This window comes from Vibrio sp. UCD-FRSSP16_30 (assembly GCF_001676025.1).
In the GTDB taxonomy this organism is placed as follows: Bacteria; Pseudomonadota; Gammaproteobacteria; order Enterobacterales; family Vibrionaceae; genus Vibrio.
In genome coordinates, this window is sequence record NZ_LZFW01000014.1 from 82,242 (window position 1) to 101,087 (window position 18,846).

Annotated in this window: 16 protein-coding genes; 4 read left to right on the plus strand and 12 right to left on the minus strand. The window is 44.4% G+C overall.

The genetic code is table 11. The features are described from left to right. Positions 1-69: 69 nt before the first annotated feature. Positions 70-2,910, plus strand: a complete 2,841-nt coding sequence (locus tag A9260_RS08575) for an FAD-binding and (Fe-S)-binding domain-containing protein (protein WP_068698068.1) — start codon at positions 70-72, stop codon at positions 2,908-2,910. Positions 2,911-3,003: 93 nt separating this feature from the next. Here the strand turns inward: A9260_RS08575 and A9260_RS08580 are convergent, their stop codons facing one another. The 10 genes from A9260_RS08580 to A9260_RS08625 all read right to left on the minus strand — a co-directional run bounded on the left by A9260_RS08580 (position 3,004) and on the right by A9260_RS08625 (position 14,435). Beyond that, positions 3,004-6,156 (minus strand): efflux RND transporter permease subunit, encoded by a 3,153-nt coding sequence (locus A9260_RS08580; RefSeq protein WP_068698070.1) that lies wholly within the window; start codon positions 6,154-6,156, stop codon positions 3,004-3,006. Position 6,157: 1 nt separating this feature from the next. Next, positions 6,158-7,303 (minus strand): efflux RND transporter periplasmic adaptor subunit, encoded by a 1,146-nt coding sequence (locus A9260_RS08585; protein ID WP_068698072.1) that lies wholly within the window; start codon positions 7,301-7,303, stop codon positions 6,158-6,160. 250 nt (positions 7,304-7,553) lie between these two features. Further along, positions 7,554-8,459 (minus strand): DUF6279 family lipoprotein, encoded by a 906-nt coding sequence (locus A9260_RS08590; protein WP_068698074.1) that lies wholly within the window; start codon positions 8,457-8,459, stop codon positions 7,554-7,556. 59 nt (positions 8,460-8,518) lie between these two features. Further along, the gene (locus A9260_RS08595; protein WP_068698076.1) at positions 8,519-9,427 is read right to left on the minus strand and encodes an aldo/keto reductase; all 909 of its coding nucleotides are present in this window, start codon (positions 9,425-9,427) and stop codon (positions 8,519-8,521) included. 191 nt (positions 9,428-9,618) lie between these two features. Further along, positions 9,619-10,221: a mobile mystery protein B gene (locus tag A9260_RS08600; protein WP_068698078.1), complete on the minus strand. Its 603-nt coding sequence runs from the start codon at positions 10,219-10,221 to the stop codon at positions 9,619-9,621. Next, a complete protein-coding gene (locus A9260_RS08605; protein WP_068698100.1) occupies positions 10,218-10,730 on the minus strand; it encodes a mobile mystery protein A in 513 nt (170 codons plus the stop codon). Before A9260_RS08605 ends, A9260_RS08600 begins: the two co-directional genes overlap by 4 nt. A 535-nt stretch (positions 10,731-11,265) precedes the next feature. Next, positions 11,266-12,123: an amino acid ABC transporter ATP-binding protein gene (locus A9260_RS08610; RefSeq protein WP_068698080.1), complete on the minus strand. Its 858-nt coding sequence runs from the start codon at positions 12,121-12,123 to the stop codon at positions 11,266-11,268. Continuing rightward, on the minus strand, positions 12,116-12,781 hold the full coding sequence (locus A9260_RS08615) for an amino acid ABC transporter permease (protein WP_068698082.1): 666 nt from the start codon (positions 12,779-12,781) through the stop codon (positions 12,116-12,118). The genes A9260_RS08610 and A9260_RS08615 overlap by 8 nt, the downstream gene beginning before the upstream one ends. Positions 12,782-12,804: 23 nt before the next feature. Beyond that, a complete protein-coding gene (locus A9260_RS08620; protein ID WP_068698084.1) occupies positions 12,805-13,446 on the minus strand; it encodes an amino acid ABC transporter permease in 642 nt (213 codons plus the stop codon). A 125-nt stretch (positions 13,447-13,571) separates the two neighbouring features. After that, on the minus strand, positions 13,572-14,435 hold the full coding sequence (locus tag A9260_RS08625; RefSeq protein WP_068698086.1) for a transporter substrate-binding domain-containing protein: 864 nt from the start codon (positions 14,433-14,435) through the stop codon (positions 13,572-13,574). A gap of 193 nt (positions 14,436-14,628) precedes the next feature. On the opposite strand from A9260_RS08625, the gene pdxR reads away from it, so the two are divergent. Continuing rightward, a complete protein-coding gene (gene pdxR / locus A9260_RS08630) occupies positions 14,629-16,119 on the plus strand; it encodes a MocR-like pyridoxine biosynthesis transcription factor PdxR (RefSeq protein ID WP_068698088.1) in 1,491 nt (496 codons plus the stop codon). A gap of 99 nt (positions 16,120-16,218) precedes the next feature. Here pdxR and A9260_RS08635 read toward each other — a convergent pair whose 3' ends face one another. Next, positions 16,219-17,532, minus strand: a complete 1,314-nt coding sequence (locus A9260_RS08635; RefSeq protein WP_068698090.1) for an aspartate aminotransferase family protein — start codon at positions 17,530-17,532, stop codon at positions 16,219-16,221. A gap of 211 nt (positions 17,533-17,743) precedes the next feature. On the opposite strand from A9260_RS08635, the gene A9260_RS08640 reads away from it, so the two are divergent. After that, positions 17,744-18,448 carry a sulfite exporter TauE/SafE family protein gene (locus A9260_RS08640; protein ID WP_068698092.1) on the plus strand — a complete coding sequence of 235 codons (705 nt, stop codon included), beginning with the start codon at positions 17,744-17,746 and terminating at the stop codon, positions 18,446-18,448. Between the two features lie 13 nt (positions 18,449-18,461). Further along, a complete protein-coding gene (locus tag A9260_RS17185; RefSeq protein WP_269451478.1) occupies positions 18,462-18,584 on the plus strand; it encodes a hypothetical protein in 123 nt (40 codons plus the stop codon). On the opposite strand, the gene A9260_RS08645 is transcribed toward A9260_RS17185, so the two are convergent. Continuing rightward, a partial coding sequence (locus A9260_RS08645) for an integrase core domain-containing protein (protein ID WP_156684024.1) occupies positions 18,565-18,846 on the minus strand: 282 nt, incomplete at its 5' end. The genes A9260_RS17185 and A9260_RS08645 overlap by 20 nt on opposite strands.

The window sequence follows — 18,846 nt, forward strand, 5'->3', positions numbered from 1 at the left end:
AAAAAGCAATTCATAACAAAGCAATACAACATCATCAAACCGTAACCGTCATTCACTAGGAAGTATTCAATGACCAAGGCACTCTCAACAGCGACTTATCAACACCTTGAAACGCGATTGGCAGAAAAAATTGATGCTAAACGCATTATCACTCAACAAGCAAAACGACTGGCTTACGGTACCGATGCCAGTTTTTATCGATTGGTTCCCAAAATCGTGTTACGACTTAAAAACCTAGATGAAGTGACTTTTGCGATCAATAGCTGTCGAGAGTTCGGCATTCACTGCACCTTTCGCGCCGCAGGCACCAGTCTCTCAGGACAAGCTCTGTCAGACTCGGTATTAATCACCTTAACCGATGACTGGCGACAGCATGAAATTATCGATGGAGGCAATAAAATCGTGTTGCAACCGGGCGTTATCGGCGCTGATGCCAATAAATACCTCGCCCCTTATCAGCGTAAAATCGGCCCTGATCCTGCGTCCATCAATACTTGTAAAATCGGAGGGATTGCCGCCAACAATGCCAGTGGTATGTGTTGTGGTACCGCGCACAACTCCTATAAAACCGTGGATAGCATGAAGCTTGTGTTTAGCGATGGCACGCACCTTGATACCAGTTCAAAAGAGAGTATTGCTGAGTTTATTGCTACTAAACCAGAGCTGATTGAAGGCATCCAAGCCTTGTGTGAAAGCGTGCGAGATAACCCAGCCCTTGCTGAGAAAATCAGACACAAATATCGTTTAAAAAACACCACTGGCTATGCGTTAAATGCCTTGGTGGATTATCACGACCCTATCGATGTAATTCAACATTTGATGGTGGGTTCTGAAGGCACACTCGGCTTTATTGCTGAGATCACTTATAACACCGTGATTGAACACGCCAATAAAGCCTCCGCGTTGTTGGTCTTTTCAACCATTGAAGAAGCAAGCCTTGCAGTTACCACCCTCTCAAAACTGCCGGTTGCAGCTGTGGAGTTAATGGATGGACGCGCGCTACGATCGGTTGCCGATAAAGATGGCATGCCAGCGTTCATCAAAGATCTCGACCTTGATGCAACGGCTATCTTGATTGAATCACACGCCAGTAGCCAAGCTCAGCTTGATGCTCAATGTGCCACGGTCATGCAAACGCTGGCTGATTACACCATTACTCAATCCATTGCATTCACCAGTGAAGCCAAAATGGTGGCAACGCTGTGGGGCATTCGCAAAGGGATGTTTCCTGCGGTTGGCGCGGTGCGTGAAGTGGGCACAACCGTCATCATTGAAGATGTGGCGTTCCCTGTCGAAAATCTCGCCAATGGCATTCGCGATCTGCAAGGGTTGTTTGATAAATATCAGTACAGTGAAGCGATTATTTTTGGGCACGCACTGGAAGGCAACCTGCACTTTGTGTTTACTCAAGGCTTTGATAAACCATCCGAAGTTGAGCGATACGGCAACTTCATGGATGACGTGGCCGAATTGGTCGCGGTTAAATACCAAGGCTCATTAAAAGCGGAACACGGCACAGGGCGTAATATGGCGCCGTATGTGGAGCTTGAATGGGGGCAAGAAGGCTACGCCTTAATGCAACAAATCAAAGCCTTGTTTGATCCGCAAGGTCTGTTTAACCCCGGCGTTATCATTAATGATAACCCGCATTCGCACATTGAAAACTTAAAGCCGATGCCTGCGGCAGATCCTATTGTCGATCGCTGTATTGAGTGTGGCTTTTGTGAGCCAGTCTGCCCATCAAGAACCTTAACCTTATCCCCTAGACAAAGAATTGTATTGTACCGAGAGTTGCAACGCAGAAAAAATGCAGGCGAAACCATCGAAGCCTCGGAGCTTGAGAAAACCTTTAACTATCAAGGTATTGACACCTGCGCCGCTACAGGCTTATGTGCTGAGCGATGCCCTGTCGGCATTAACACTGGCGATTTGGTTAAGCAGCTGCGCACCGCCAAGTATCAAAAATTCACTCCGATTGCCAAATGGACCGCCGATCATTTTGCAAGCACAGCAAAGCTTGCCAAAACCGGACTTAAAATCAATCAATCGGCCATAAAAATCACCAGTGAAAAAACCGTTGGCAAACTGGTTAATGGCGTGCGTTCTATCACCAAACAGGCAACGCCAATTTGGCTAAAAGAATACCCGCAAGCCAATAACTTTGATGTAGAGAAAGAGACACAAAAGCGCGCTTTTACCGCAGATAAAAAAGTGGTGTATATGCCTTCGTGCGCCAGTCGTAATATGGGACAGCAAAACGACGCCCAAGACCAAAGACCGCTTACCGAAGTCACTCTTTCACTGCTAGATAAAGCAGGCTTTGAAGTAATTATTCCTAAACAGTTAAACGAGCAGTGCTGCGGTATGCCTTATGACAGCAAAGGGATGAACGATATTGCCTCATCAAAGGCCAACCAGTTAGAGGCCGTGTTATGGCAAGCCACTGAACAAGGCAAATATCCCGTACTGATGGATACCAGCCCTTGTGCTAAACGCAGCATTGAGCAATTTACTCAGCCTCTTGAAATACTGGAGCCGGCGGGATTTGCCCAGCAGTACTTGCTAGAGCATTTGGCCGTCACGCCACTCGATGAGCCTGTGATGCTGCACGTGACTTGCAGCTCCAGACGCATGGGGCTAGAACAAACCATGTTAACCCTTGCCAATGCCTGTACATCAAAGGTGATTATACCTGAGCATATTCAATGTTGTGGCTGGGCGGGTGATAAAGGCTTTACCACACCAGAGCTTAATGAAGCAGCGGTACACCCTTTAAAAGAGCAAGTACCAAGTGATTGCAGTCGCGGCTTTAGTAACAGTAAAACCTGTGAAATTGGTCTGTCTCATCACAGCGGAATACCGTATCAATCGATTTTGTATTTGCTTGATGAAGTGTCACAGGCAAAATAGCTTTCTCTTCATAGAGAAGAAACCCTAATAAAAAAGGGTCATACCGTAACGTATGACCCTTTTTTTACTTTAGACAATAATTACACAGCAGTATTATTCGTCATCAAGATCCACCAGCTTAGTGCTACCGCCGTGGGCTTTTTCTCGCAGCTTTTGAATCATGGCGTAGAAGCCCGGAATCAATAACGTACCAGCAAGTAGCACACATAACAGGCCACCAATCAGAGAAATACCCAGTGAGTTTTGACTAATATTGCCCGCGCCACTGGCAAATACCAACGGGAAAATACCTAAGATAAAGGACCATGAGGTCATGTTCACCGCTCTAAATCGTAGTATTCCGCCCATTACTGCCGCTTTGTCGATTTCTAGGTTATTTTGTTCGCGCTCATTCTTGGCAAATTCAACAATCAAGATTGCATTCTTTGCCGCCAACGCTATGAGCAGAACTAATCCTATCTGCGCATATAAGTTAAGGGGGATCCCTGCCAAATTCAGCGCAATAAATGAGCCTAATGTGGCCACTGGCACCACTAAAATAATCGCAATCGGAATGGTCCAACTCTCATACTGCGCCACCATAAACAGGTAGATAAAGATCAGAGCCAAGGCAAATGCGTAGATAGCCTGATTACCTGCCAGCTTTTCTTGGTAAGCCATACCTGTCCATTCGTATTGATAGCCTTGAGGCAGCATTTCACCTGCCACGCGCTCCATTGCTTCAATGGCGTCACCACTGGAGAAACCCGGAGCAGGTTGTCCTTGGATCACCGCCGAGCGATACATGTTATAACGCCACGCCACATCAGGCTCAAATACTTGCTCGTAGGTAATCAAAGTGCTCAATGGCACCATCACCCCGTCCTGACTGCGAACAAAGAATCGCCCTAAATCATCCATAGATGAACGATACTTGCCATCCGCTTGCATAGTAACGCGAAAGTTCTTACCCAACATGGTGAAATCATTGACGTACATTGAGCCTAAATTGCCCTGCAACGTTTGGAAAATATCCGTTAGAGAGATCCCTAATTGCTTAGCTTTATTGCGGTCAATATCCACGTAATAATGAGGGACATTGGCGCGAAATGTACTAAACGTGTGAGCAATTTCTGGCTGCTTATTGGCCTCAGTGATCACATCATTCATAAGCTGAGCTAAATCACTGCGACTGCGCCCTAGCGTATCTTCTAGAACAAATTCAAAGCCTGATGCAGAGCCCATACCCGGCACTGCCGGAGGCCCCAATGCAAACACTACCGCATCAGGGATCTGCGCTCTAGATTTGGCATTAATCCGCCCAGAGATTGCAAATGATGAATGATCACCTTCTAAAGCAGTACGTTCATCCCACGGTTTTAGCTTAATAAACAGTGATGCACCGTTAGATGCAGCCGCTCCAGTCATAAAGGCATAACCTGTCGCAACCGTTATCCCTTCCACGCCCGGCTCTTGCTCAAACAGCTCAACCAGATCCTCAACCACTACTTCGGTACGTGATAATGATGCAGAATCGGGTAGCTGAACGTTAACCAACAAAATACCTTTATCTTCTTGAGGCACAAACGCTGTTGAGGTGGTTTTGCCAAGATAAGTGACTGCGGCAACCGCCACCATAAAGAAGATGACCAGCAAAATGCCTTTTCTTACTAAAAACCCCGCCAATCGCCCATAACCCGCGGTCACTTTATCCAAACCTTTATTAAAGGCTTTAAACCAACTTGCGGTATTGCCACCACCTTTCTTTAGCACCAACGAACACAGCGCAGGCGATAGCGTTAACGCGTTAATTGATGAAATCACCACCGAAATACAAATGGTCAAGGCAAACTGGCGATACATGATGCCGGTAATGCCGGGGAGCATAGAAACAGGCAGAAATACCGCTAGTAAAACCAAAGTGGAAGTCACAATGGGGCCAGTCACCTCTTTCATCGCCTTTAAGGTCGCTTTGCGCGGTGATAAAGAGGGATCTTTTGCCATGGTGGTATCGACATTTTCAATCACCAAAATGGCATCATCCACCACAATACCGATGGCTAGAATCAGACCAAACAAAGTCACTGTATTGATGGTAAATCCGGTCATTTGCATCACCGCAAACGTACCAATCAATGACACCGGAATCGCCACCACAGGAATCAAAGTCGCGCGCGCACTGCCAAGGAATAAATAGGTGACGGCGATAACCAATAAAATGGCTTCAATTAGAGTTTTGATTACCCCTTTTATCGACTCTTCCACAAATAAGGTGGTGTCATAACTGCTCTCATAGGCCATGCCATCTGGGAAGTTAACACTCATGTTATCCAGCGTTTGCATCACTAATTCGCCGCTTTCTAAGGCGTTAGCATCCGACTGCAAGCTAAGAATCACAATTGAGGCATCTTCACCGCGAAACTGCCCTGTTCCATCGTAAAACTTTTTGCCTAACTCAACACGAGCCACATCCTTTAGATACACCGCTGAACCATTATGATTCGCGCGCAGCATGACGTTTTCAAACTCTTCAACGCTTGCTAAGCGCCCTTTAGTCACAAGATTAAAGGTAACATCTGTGGCTTCGTCATAAGGGGGAGCGCCCACTTTACCTGCCGCCACTTGAATGTTTTGTTCAGACAATGCGCCATATACATCCGAGGTCGTCAGACCAAGGCTTGCTAGCTTTTCAGGATCGAGCCAAACACGCATGGCAAACTCGCCGCCGCCGATGACGTTGACTTCACTGATGCCCTTCACTCGGGTCAATTGGTCTTTGATATTTAAGTTGACGTAGTTAACTAAGAACTGATCATCATATCGACCATCAGGCGCATAAAAGTTCAGCACCATGAGCATATCTGGAGAGCGTTTTTTTACCGTGACTCCCACTGTGCGCACTTCTGGAGGAAGCTTAGATTCTATTTGCGTGACTCGGTTTTGTACGTTCACCTGCGCCATGTCAGGATCAGTGCCAACATCAAAGGTCACATTCAAGTTATAAGAACCGTCATTCGCACTTTTAGAGGACATGTAAATCATGCCTTCTACGCCATTAACCGAGGTTTCTATTGGGTCTGCGATTGCTTGTTCAACGGTTTCCGCACTTGCGCCCGTGTAGTAAGCGGTCACACTCACCGAAGGTGGGCTAATTCTTGGGTATTCTGAGACAGGCAAAACCGCCAATGAAATGGCGCCCGCAAGGGTTAGAATAATAGAGATAACCAGCGCAAATTTAGGGCGCTGGATAAAAAATCGACTCAACATATTATTGCTCCGACTCTTTTATTTTGCTATCAACTTTAGCTGATGCAACTTGCACCGCGATACCATTACGAACGCGTTGCAAACCGCCAACAATGATCTGGTCGTCCTTAGACAGACCTGTTTTCACGATAACGCCAGAGGCGGTTTGAACGCCCAACTCCACATTACGTCGCTCGGCAATATTGCCATCGGTTTTTAGCATCACAAAGTCCCCAGCAATATCGGTTTGCACCGCACGTCGCGGAATGACTACCGCAGGCTGAGTTTGCGCGGAAGCAATCACCAAGTTAATGTGCTGCCCCGGTAAAAGCGTATGCTCGGTGTTGGGCACTAAACTGCGCACCGCTAATGTGCCAGTGGTTAAGTCGATGCGATTGCCGACAAAATCTAAGCGACCTTTATAGGGATGCTGCTGACCGTTCTCTAGCATCACCGATACTTCGACTTCACCGTTATTGGATTCACCATCGCCTTCGTATTGATCAAAACCAAATTGTAAACGCTCTCGTTCACTGAGCTGAAACGAAGCATGTACTGGGTCTAAACTGACCAAGGTGGTTAAAGTGCCCGATGAAGGAGAAAGCAAATCACCAGTACTGACTTTAGTATCGGAAATTCGGCCACTAAAAGGGGCGGTGATTTTGGTGTATGACAGGTTAACTTGCGCTAATAACAGTTCGGCATTTGCCGCTTCAAGTTGCGCTGAGGCAGCCAATTTTTCCGCTTGCTTACTGTCGTATTCCGACTGAGAAATACTGCCCTTTGGCAACAGGTTTTTCGCACGTTTATAATCATTTTCGGCGCGTTTTAATAGCGCAGATGCTTGAGCAACCGATGCTTTGGCACTGGCTACTTGCGCTTTAAATGAAGACGGTTCAATGGTGTAGAGCAACTGTCCTTTTTCGACTATTTGCCCTTCTTTAAAATGGCGTTGCTTTAAGTAGCCTGTGACTTGAGCGGTAATATCAACATCTTCAATCGCTTCTATGCGACCTACATAAGATTTGCTGGGTTGATGAGAAATAACGGTAGCAGGCTCAACCACCACCGTTGGAGCCTCGCCACCACGCTGTGTTTTTTTTGCTTCGCCACAACCTACTAAAAAGAAGGCACTCATTAAGCTCACTGCCAGTAAAGATTTTTTCATTGAACAACCTTTGTTAAACCAATGATACCAATCATTTGCTTACTACGATTGGTATAACCACTCAATATCGAACAGCGTTCGTACATATCAAGATGATGAATAGTCAGGCAGTGTATTCTTGAAAAACGCAGAGATTAACCACACAAATGTAAGCAATCATTAAGCGTGTAGTTGCATGTGAAAATCGTCAGATCTTTTTAGAAAAATAAAAGCTAAAAAACTATAAAAATTACGCTCCAGTCGTTTTAAATCAGTCGATTTGTAGCTCTTTAACCAGATCTAGCCACTCTTTCACCTCCTCTCTGAAATGCTGCTTTTGCTCATCAGAAATAGTGGCAAGTAGCTTTACAATGCTTTGATTGGCTAATTCTCGGTTGATTTTCAATCTATTAGTCAGCTCGGTTGGGTAGCCATTTTCTGGATGGTTAACAAGGGCGGTTAACTCTTGTTGATAAAAGAAGGGATTATCTCGGCGCACAAATAAGGTCTTAATTCGATCGCGAGTAGTGATTCGATACAGTGCCCACAGCTGATCGTTTCTTTGTATATTATTGACCCATTGCTCGACGATGCTTTTTTGTTCTATGGAAATAGTTCCCAGCCAGCGACGCAAAATTTTCTCAATTCGCTCGACATATTGGGCTCGAACCTGTGCCTCTGTCCTTTGAGAATATTTTTTAGTGAGCTCTTCATGTTGCCGCGTCAAATTTCCAACAAACTCATCAATTTGGGCTTGATTCATAGATCGAGAAACTAAATATACGTCCGAAGTGGCCTTTTGGGTAAAGCGAGAAATATGCCCGCGGAAGGTCAGTTGCTGTGCATCTAGAAAAGCCATATCGACTGTTGATAAGTCCGTATCATACAAACTTTGCAGCTGCGCTTGATAATGAGGAAGCTCTTGCGAGCGGTGCCATGTTGCCAACTGTTGCAGTTGGAATTCGAGGATTTCTTCTTGCTCAGAGTTTAACGTAACATAATCATCAACGTACTCAAGGATGACCCAATCGATATTCTTGTACATTAACTTGGCAGTGCACGCCGTTAATGCCAACAATAATCCACCAACTAATACTCCTTTAACTAATATCCCTTTAACTAACACTCCTTTAAAAAGGTTAGCTCGCCTGATTAAACCTATCTTACTTTCCAACATAGTTGAGAATCCTAGGGACAAGGCCCCAGAAATCCAGGGCCTATTTTTATCAGCTCATTTTATGGCACGCCATGACCTTTAGAGGCAACCCACACTCGATACCATTGCTCGTTAGTTAATGATAGCTCAAGCGCCTGCACAGCCGACTGTACGCGCTCAATATTACCAGAACCAATAATTGGCAAAGGCAGACAAGGTAACTTGCGTACCCATGCATAGATCACTTGATCAATGCTGGTTGCGCCAATTTCTTGTTTAATCGCCTCTAGTTCTTCTCTCACTCGAGACACTTGTTCATTATCACCATGAAAAATAGCGCCACCCGCAAGGCAAGACCATGCCATAGGCCGAGTGCGCAGAGTTTGCATGAGATCTAACGTACCATCATCAACAGCCGCAAAGTTAAGCGGATTAATCTCAACCTGATTGGTCACAAGAGGTGAATCTAAGCGTGATTGAAGCAGTTCAAAGCCACGAGGGGTAAAGTTAGATACGCCAAAATGTGACACTTTGCCAGATGCTTTTAAGCTTGCAAATGCATCGGACACTTCATCAGCATTCATTAAAGCATCGGCGCGATGCAGTAATAACACATCAATATTATCAACTTGTAAGTTACGCAGTGAATTTTCCACCGAGGCAATAATATGCTGTTTCGACGAGTCATAATGATTCACTTTACGCTGAGGGTTTTTATCCCCACACAGCATAATGTTGCACTTAGTCACTATCTCAATTTGATGGCGAAGACTTTTATCCAATGCCAGCGCTTCACCAAATAAACGTTCGCACTCATAACCGCCATAAATGTCCGCATGGTCGACCGTCGTGACACCTAATTCAATGTGCTTTTGCATAAATGAAAGGCGCTGACTGGCCGTCATGCCCCACTCTGCTACGCGCCAATACCCCTGAATCAATTCAGATAAATCAGGGCCATTTTTTACCAAGGATACTTTGTTCACCATTTTGTGCTCCAAGCGTCGTTCAATTTATATGTCTACTTCTCACCCTAAGCCACTTTAAAGCCGCCTCAACATACACAGCGCCGTAAATCAGAGATCCATCACAATGTGTACGGCAATTAGTATCACTCGATTAATAACAGAATCTGTTGGTGGTAACACGCATGGGGATCACTTGGTAACTTGGACATAAGTTAGTTGCCAAGTTTCTCTAGATACTTAACGAACGAGGAAAAATCACCTTTGTCAGCTTCCTTAAGACAAGAGACATAAGCTTTACGCTCTTCACTCACTTTCTCTAAATTGCCCTCAGCCCAGTTAAGCGGTGGCTCATTTAGTAGAACTATACGGACAACGTCGGTAAACATACGCGAGTGCCTACCGTTCCCATTTGGGAAAGGATGAATCTCAACAAGCTTGTGCTGTATACGAGCACTGAGCTCTAAACTTGAGAAATGATTGAACTCCACCCAGCACTTGGCATCTTCTAGAAAGTTGTGGAGCTTGGGCCTTATTTGGAAGGGATCGCAGCCAATGCTTAACTCTTTGTTTCTAATAGTCCCAGCCCAGGTCCAGACATCACCAAATAGGTTTTTATGGAGGGCAAGAACAAATTCAGCTGAGAAAATAGAATCCAGCGTTAGATCAGAGATACCAGTAACCCATTGTTGACCTGCTAGTATATTGGATTGTTCAAGTTCGTTAAGTTGCTCTCTTGTTGTTACGTGTGGGTGTTTCAACCCTTCCATATCATCAGGGTCAAGAGGTGTTGCACCTTCTGGATCATCAATGATCAAAATACTTTTTCTTCCTTATTTTTACCCCATAGCTTACGTCCACCAGCACGCTTAATTTCTTCGGCTAGTTCACTTATTAAAATATTTTCTTTCTCTTTGTTAATTGATTGAGCCTCTAGAAACATATTTTTAGATGCTTTCTTTACTTCTATTTTCGCAATCTCAAGCGCACGATCTTGTATTGTGTCAGAGACCGACTTTTTAGGTTTTAGAGTATATGAGAAGTCACAGTCTAAAGCTTCTGCTAGTTGCTTTAACTGATTTAGAGTGATATCACCATCAGCCTCGCGCCTTTCAAGAACTGAAATTCTATTTCTTGTCATGCCGACTCTATCTGCTAACTGGGCGCCTGACATATCAAGAGCCTTTCTTATCGTTCTAATCCAACCCTCTTTAGGTATTGAGGGGAGTCGTGTTCCCTTAACTGCATCAACCAGTTCTCTGTACTGTCTTAAAACCATTTTCTTAACAGATTGTTGCTTGTAAGAGTTGCTTTGAAAAGAGTACATAGTAATCTCGCTTTCTATTGAATACACCATAAGTGTAATCAAAATAATATACAACTTCCATCTTATTGTATTTCGATTCGATGACACAAGGCGCTATCTGTATATAATTACAAATACACAACCATCTATATTGTATTAAAGTTAATATACGAAAAATATTTAACGTATTTGATTATAGGTACAAATAACGACTAACTCGACTAGAAAATAGATGTAAACCTTTATATAGTGTAATCAATTTAAGATACAAAACATCATTTAGTAGCGACCATTTACGTTTGTAAGCTAGTTGAGATGATTAGCTAGCGTAGACTATGGGCCTCTTACCATTCATTATTTTGTATATCAAAACCAGTACATCACCCGAAATAACAATTCTATCCGTAGCTTGTTTTAGGGACATTCCGTTTTAGCTGATTGCTCCATCATAAGGAGAATCTGGATAAAATTAGTTTAGAATGATCGCTTTGGTCAGGGTGACCCGCACCAGCAAAAAGCCAAAAGGCTAGCAGATTGATCTACTAGCCTCTTTAAACTAATCCAACTTCAAGAACTGCCTAACCCTTGGTGAATCAGGGTTGGTAAAGAATTTCTGCGGTGAATTCTTTTCTATCAAGATGCCCTTTTCAAGAAACACTACCTGGCTTGATACATTTCGAGCAAACTCCATTTCGTGCGTGACCACCACCATGGTATAGCCCTCTTTTGACAGTTTTTGCATCACTAACAGAACCTCATCCACCAACTCAGGATCAAGTGCTGACGTAGGTTCATCGAACAATAAAACCTCTGGCTCCATCGCAAGAGCACGAGCAATAGCAACGCGCTGTTTCTGGCCACCAGAGAGCATGCTTGGGTAGCTATCGAGCTTGTGTGACATGCCTACTTTCTCTAGCTGCACTTTAGCAATGGCTTCAGCCTCAGCCTTCGGCATTTTCTTCACATGCAATAAGGCTTCCATCACGTTCTTAAGCACAGTGAGGTGTGGCCATAGGTTAAACCCTTGAAAGACCATGCCGATTCGCTCACGCATCTTTGCCAAATCACGATACTTAAGAGGCTTATCGGTGTGTGGATTAATGCCTATACGTTCATCGCCAAGGTGAATCGTGCCGCGTTCAGGTTGCTCAAGCCAGTTCATGCAGCGCAGAAGTGTTGATTTCCCCGAGCCTGAAGAACCAAGAATACTCACCACCTCCCCTTTCTTAATGGTCAGATTAATATCTCTCAATACCTCAATACCATCAAATTGCTTGGATAGGTTCACAACCTTCACGATATCTTCTGCATCACTAACAACTACTGGCTCAGAGTGCTTGATGGGCAGTTCAACAACGGCCGCAACCTCTTGATAGGATTCAACAGTTTTGTTTTCTAACGTTTGATTAAGCATGGCTTAGCCCTCTTTCCTGAACTTTGTTGAGCGTAATTTTAGTGATCTGTTCAACGACAATACTGATCAGCCAGTACAGTGCGATAGCGACAATAAACGCATTCAGCGGAATGAAATAAGTCGATTGGATGCTATTGGCAGCCGCGGTGATTTCTCCTACCGTGATGATGCACAAGAATGCAGTGTCCTTTAGACAGATAATCAGTTGGTTGGCAATTAAAGGCACCGATTTAAACAGCACATTGGGCACGACTACGCGAGTGAATATCTTAAACTTAGAAAAGCCACAAGCTTCGGCGGCCTCTATATACCCTGAATCTAGTCCCTTTCTAATACCTCGAAAGATTTCACAAAAATAAGTGCCGTGATAAAGGCTTAATGAAACCAGTCCTGCTGTAAAGGCATCCATGCGAACGCCCACTTCTGGCAGCCCGTAGTACAACAAATAAGCCAAGATCAAAAATGGTAAAGTTCGCATAATATTAATGCTGAGTACCACACCGCCTTTTAGCCACTTAGTGCCATTTTCCAAAACATACAACAGCGCAATACCGAGTAGAAAACTCACTACAGAGGCAATAATAAATAATAGAAAGGTATTGCCAAATCCCGAGACAAACACGTCTTTTTGCTGCCAGATGATTTCCCATTCAGCCATAATTACTCCTTAATGTGATGGTATTAGCTCGCTAGATAGTCGGCTTTACGTTCGGCTATTTCTTGCAACTTAATCAGCACTCCGATGATGAACATGTACAAGACACCTGCACATAAGATTGGAACTAAAGGCTCGTAAGTCACGGCAGAGATACGATTGGTTACGCGGGTTAAATCAACAACTCCAATGACCGCAATAGCAGGGCTCCCCTTAATCAAAAATGACATCTCATTCACTAGCGCAGGAAGACTCATGATCACCATCTGCGGGAACATGATTCGCCTAAAGTAAGTCAGTCTCTGCATGCCAAGTGCTTCGGCTGCCTCTTTTTGCCCATTAGAGAAGTTAATAAAGGCGTTTCTCCATATCTCGGCGTTAAACGCGGAAGTATTGAGGGTTAAGCACAAGATGGCAGAAAAGTGTTTGTCGAGATTGATACCGAAAGAGGGAAAAGAGAGAAAGATAAATAATGCTAACGTCACTAACGGAGTGGCTCGCGCCCAACTCACATATATCCCTAACACCTGGTCAATGATGGGTAACTTAGCCATTCTAACAAGGGCAATCACAAGCCCAATGACAACTCCTAAGGCAATCGACACCATCGATATCCATGCGGTTGTCCACGCCCCTTGAAGCAATTGCATCCACGCGTAGTAATCCATATACACCTACTTGTCTGCTTGAATAATTGAAACGATTTTTGAAAGTAGTACCAAGGCTAAGGCAGTGTGTGCTCTATTTGGGCCTTGGTCGCTACTGATCTACTGACGTTTTACTGCTTTATTTTTTACTGCACGGCTGTCAATTTGTGGTATTGCTCAACAGAGACAATCGCTTCCGTAGGTAAGCCTTCAAATGACTCCCCAAACCATTTCTCTTGCAGCTGCGCTAAACGGCCAGTCTCTTTAAGGTGAGCAAAGAACTCGGTTAGGTACGCAAGCAGCTCAGGGTTATCTTTTGGAACAGGCCAACTGACAAAGCCAGGGCCTGACACGGCTTCGCCTTTCTTAAACATCTTAGATTTTGCTTTCACGACTTCATTAACCGATACAACACTATTGATGACATAATCCACTCGGCCATTAGCAAGATCTGCGTAAGCCTCTGGATAAGATTGATACTCAACGACCTTACCTAGATCTTTACCCTGCGACTCAAGCATTTCTTTAAGCTCAGGAAGTCTTTCTAAAAGTGCACTCCCTGCCTGTAAACCCACTGTTTTACCGTCAAGATCGCCAATCGTATTGGTGCTGTCATCCTTTGCTCTTGCGACGAAATAGTGTTGTGCCGAAGCGATAGGTGGCGTGAAATCAAAGGCTTTGAGTCGGGCATCGGTAACAATTGCCCCTGTTAACGCCAAGTCATACTGTCCTGCAGAAACAGAAGCTAATAAACCAGTCCAAGGTAGGATGTCTTGCTTAACCTCAAACTCAGAATAAGCGCGAAGCTCATCTAAAAGATCCTTATTAATGCCACTCGCCTTGCCTTGAGCAATGAAGTTAAATGGAGAGTAGTTATCTTCTGTAGCCACCTTCAAGCCATTACTAGCAAACGATGGAATCCCATCTGCGAGTGCCAAACTCGACATACCTAGAGTCATCGTTGCTGCTGCGACTGCTACCCATTTTTTCAGTTTCATTCCCTGTCTCATAATTCATTCCTTGCTGTAATTTGTGGACACCTTCACTTTAGAGACAGGACAAGGAGGTGAGTTAGAGCCAATTTTGTAGGCCGATTGGGACAGCCTTGTAAAACAACAAGATAATACTAAAGAGGTAGTCTGGCTTACTTCTTGCACAAGTTAATGAAATACCGTGAATAATAACTACAAAGAGGTTGGCTCTATGGCAATCAATTACAGCTGTTTCATTGAATTCGATTCGAAGAGAAGCCTACAAGAACAGGTACGGGAATACTTAGTGAAGGCGATACTTGAAGGGGTGTTCTCTGCTGATGAGGCTTTGCCCTCTTGCCGTAAGCTCTCTAGCCAGCTAAAGGTGTCACGTAATACGGTATCTCTAGTCTACGAAGGCTTATCTGATGATGGATACCTAATCAGCAAGCCTAGAAGTGGCTACTATCTATCTGAAAAATATCGATTAAGAATGCAAGAGGTCGAAGATGAGTTGGATCATTTTGAGGCAGATAACCCAGCCAACGCACCAAACTGGGCTAACCGATTAAAGGTATCTACCGAACGCTTTCCTCGTATCGTTAAGCCATCACATTGGAGTTGCTATCAATATCCCTTCATTTATGGGCAGCCTAGTATTAACGACTTCCCATTATCTCAATGGCGTGAATCGGCACGCAAGGTCATTGCCGACCCGCACGACCATAGTTGGCTTTGTGACAAGGTAGATAAAGACGTTGAATTGCTTGTAGAGCAGATACGCACACGAGTACTACCGCAACGAGGCATCCACGCCAAGAGTGATGAAATACTGATCACTATTGGTTCTCAAAATGCCTTGTACCTCGTATCACAACTTTTAATGGATAAGAAAACTCGTGTCGGTGTTGAAAATCCGGGCTATAAAGAAGCGAACAATATCTTTGGTTTAGCTGGTGCGCAGCTACACCCGCATGCTGTCGATGAAGATGGCTTGAAGTTGAATGAGCTCTCTTCCATGTGTGATTACTTCTATGTCACCCCTAGCCATCAGGCGCCAACAGGGGTAACCATGAGTAAGGCACGGCGTGATGAACTACTGCAACAGGCGAGAGCCAACGATGCCATCATCATTGAAGATGATTATGACTCGGATAGTAACTCTGAGTGGGCTCCTCTACCTGCACTCAAAGCGTTAGATAAAGACAATCGTGTTATCTATGTTAGTAGCTTCTCTAAAATACTTGCTCCCGGATTACGCCTAGGCTACATAGTGGCACCTGAAGAGCTAATCTACGAGCTTCGTACATTACGCCGTCTAATGTATCGTCACCCACCAAGCCGGGTACAGATGGAAATGGCACACTTTATCTCACAAGGTTACTACGACAGCTTTCTTCGTCGCTTTAAAAATAATACTCGCCAGCGATGGCAAACCATTAATGATGCCGTTGAGCACTATCTTCCTGACTGCGCACGACTGGCAAAGGGCAACTACAGCAACGCTTTATGGCTTGAAACCCCAGATAAAATCAGCAGTCAACGACTTGCCTCTAGAGCCTCATCACAAGGTGTGCTAATAGAGACTGGCTACTCTCACTTTATGGACAACCAGCAATCTCATCCAGAAACCAATACCTACTTTAGGCTTGGGTTTCATGCCATAGATAAGGCGCTAATCACCCCAGGAATTGAGCAACTTGCAAGAGTGATACAGGGTTAACCTCACACCGTATTAAGTTTGATTGGATGCGCCAACGCCAAGACAATTGTCTTGGCTTTTTTTTGACTGCTTTTTCTGGGCTAAGGGTTTCAAAAAAGATTAATCAAACTCAGCCAGTACTTGACTGATAATTGCCACACCTTGAGCAATCTCATTTGGTTTAATGATCAATGGTGGCGCGACATGAATTCGATTGTTCACGATAAAGGTCAGTAGACCTTTCTCTGTAAATTTAGACTTCATTGATGCAATTTTGCTGTTGCTCAATGGCTCACGGGTTGCTCTGCTTTCAACTAGCTCTAGCGCCCAAAACATCCCTTTACCGCGAATATCTCCTATGGTTTCATGCTTCTCCATTAATTCAATCAATGCAGGCCCCAGAACATTATTTCCGACCTCATCGGCATAGCGAACAATACCTTCTTCTTCCATTGCATCTAGAGTGGCTACAATGGCAGACATCGCCAGCGGATGACCAGAATAGGTTAAACCTCCCATAAAGAAATTACTCTTGAAGTATTCTGAAATTGGCTCGCTGACTACAACGCCACCAGCAGGTACATAACCCGAATTAACCCCTTTAGCAAAGGTAATAAGATCGGGCACAACATTGAAGTGCTCAAACGCGAACCAACGGCCAGTACGACCAAATCCCACCATAACCTCATCAAAAATAAGTTGTATGCCATGCTCTGTGGCTAGTTCTCGTACGCCTTGCAGGTAACCCTCAGGTGGCAATAAAAAGCCTGCTGTTCCCGGAATGGTTTCTAGAATAATCGCGGCTATTGCATTGGGTCCTTCACACTCAATGACGCGTTTTAGGTGCTGCAATGCTCGCTCGCACTCCTGCTGCTCTGTTTGCGCATTAAACTCGGTGCGATACAGATAGGGGTTAAAAAAGTGCACATGCCCGCGGCTGTATTCATTGGGGATACGGCGAAAATCGCCAGTAGCCGCAATCGCTGATCCCGTATTACCATGATAAGAACGGTAAGCAGAGAGAACCTTATCTCGCCCGGTAAACTGTCTCGCCATACGAATAGCGTTCTCATTGGCATCCGCACCCGCATTGGTAAAAAACACCTTTTTAAAATTATTCGGTGCTCTATCTAGAATACGCTTCGCCGCTTCGCCACGAGTCACGTTTGCGGTAGCAGGAGCGATGGTAACTAAGGTTTCTGCTTGAGCCTTGATAGCATCAATCACCTTAGGATGTTGATGACCAATATTGGTATTAACTAGCTGGCTACTAAAATCAAGGTACTGCTTTCCTTCAAAATCCCACAAACTGCACCCTTGCGCGCTCGCTATCGCGATAGGTGGCGCTGACTCTTGTACAGACCAAGAGTGAAATACATGTTTGTCGAGATCCACGACGTATTGATTTGATATCTCGGGTGCAAATCCATTCATTTAATTTCTCCTATGCGAACTCTAAGTTGTACTGTTGATGTAGAGATATCTTGTCGATAAACGTAGGGATAGGCGTAGGGTCAGTTTAAAAAAAACCTTGGGCCAGACAATGTCATTTCCTCTGCCTCAAGCAATCTTAAAAACTGGCTCTATGGCGAAATCGAATGCCTGATTACATTGATGTCATCAACGATTGAGAATGGAATTTAAAATGGGATTAGCGGCAGTATTTGTATTCTTTGCCGGAATGATAAGAGGCTACAGTGGCTTTGGCTTTGCCATTATCGCAGCTTTGTGTCTCAGCTTTATTTATTCTCCTTTTCAGTCTATTGCTATTGCCCTTACCCTAGATCTCCTGAGTAGCCTTTGCTTACTTTCAGGGATCAAACGACAAATCAATAAACGACTGTTGGCTCTACTCACCGTAGGTATGTTAGGGGCAATCCCTATTTCTCTGTTGTTTATCTCTCAGATTTCTGCCCATCAACTAAAGATGATGATTGCGGGCTTCTCTTTTATTGCGGGCACTTTGATTATGCTGAACCTAAAGGTGTCTTGGCTGAATCAGCGCTATGCATTGCTCGCCGGCGCTGTATCAGGGTTTAGTATGACGACAGCCTCAGCGGGAGGGCCACCACTGGTGTTATACCTTTTAAATCTATCCCTAAATGCTCGCGAATTAAGGGCGACTGCCATTGTATTTTTTATCTTCAGTTCATTGGCATCGCTAACTGGACTACTGTATGTGGATGCCATTTCAGCAGAGTCTATCCAATTTAGCTTATTGCTTTTTCCCGCTGCGGTCATTGGCAACATGGTCGGCAAAAAGCTATTTAGCAAATATCCAGACCCATCACCAAGAAAAACAATAGCGCCCATTCTCGTAATGTTGGCACTACTCATCATCGTATTTTAAGAAGGAACTCAGAATGAAAAAAATCGCATTTATCACTGGCGCAACCTCAGGTTTTGGCAAGGCCGCCGCACACAGATTTGCACAAGAAGGATGGTCATTGTGTAAACATCCCTTTTTTAGTGGCACTCGAAATTAGAGTCTTCTCCCTGCTGTGATTTAGCCAAATATTCCCATGGAGTAAGATCTCCAAGCGAGTCATGTGGCCGCTCACTGTTGTATTCATTTATCCAACTTTTTGTGAGTTCACGAACCTCACGCAGTGTTTTAAACATGTACATATTCAAAATGGCATCGCGATAGGTTCTGTTAAAACGTTCAATATATGAGTTCTGTGTAGGCTTTCCTGGTTTAATAAATTCCAGCTCAACCTGATTTTCTTCCGCCCATTCAGCCAGTTT

Coding starts and splice junctions, on each gene's coding strand:
- A9260_RS08590 (WP_068698074.1), bottom strand. CDS start 8,459: ATGTTGGAAAGTAAGATAGGTTTAATCAGGCGAGCTAACCTTTTTAAA.
- A9260_RS08585 (WP_068698072.1), bottom strand. CDS start 7,303: ATGAAAAAATCTTTACTGGCAGTGAGCTTAATGAGTGCCTTCTTTTTA.
- A9260_RS08605 (WP_068698100.1), bottom strand. CDS start 10,730: ATGTACTCTTTTCAAAGCAACTCTTACAAGCAACAATCTGTTAAGAAA.
- A9260_RS08610 (WP_068698080.1), bottom strand. CDS start 12,123: ATGCTTAATCAAACGTTAGAAAACAAAACTGTTGAATCCTATCAAGAG.
- A9260_RS08580 (WP_068698070.1), bottom strand. CDS start 6,156: ATGTTGAGTCGATTTTTTATCCAGCGCCCTAAATTTGCGCTGGTTATC.
- A9260_RS08640 (WP_068698092.1), top strand. CDS start 17,744: ATGGGATTAGCGGCAGTATTTGTATTCTTTGCCGGAATGATAAGAGGC.
- pdxR (WP_068698088.1), top strand. CDS start 14,629: ATGGCAATCAATTACAGCTGTTTCATTGAATTCGATTCGAAGAGAAGC.
- A9260_RS08635 (WP_068698090.1), bottom strand. CDS start 17,532: ATGAATGGATTTGCACCCGAGATATCAAATCAATACGTCGTGGATCTC.
- A9260_RS08575 (WP_068698068.1), top strand. CDS start 70: ATGACCAAGGCACTCTCAACAGCGACTTATCAACACCTTGAAACGCGA.
- A9260_RS08615 (WP_068698082.1), bottom strand. CDS start 12,781: ATGGCTGAATGGGAAATCATCTGGCAGCAAAAAGACGTGTTTGTCTCG.
- A9260_RS08595 (WP_068698076.1), bottom strand. CDS start 9,427: ATGGTGAACAAAGTATCCTTGGTAAAAAATGGCCCTGATTTATCTGAA.
- A9260_RS08625 (WP_068698086.1), bottom strand. CDS start 14,435: ATGAGACAGGGAATGAAACTGAAAAAATGGGTAGCAGTCGCAGCAGCA.
- A9260_RS17185 (WP_269451478.1), top strand. CDS start 18,462: ATGAAAAAAATCGCATTTATCACTGGCGCAACCTCAGGTTTTGGCAAG.
- A9260_RS08620 (WP_068698084.1), bottom strand. CDS start 13,446: ATGGATTACTACGCGTGGATGCAATTGCTTCAAGGGGCGTGGACAACC.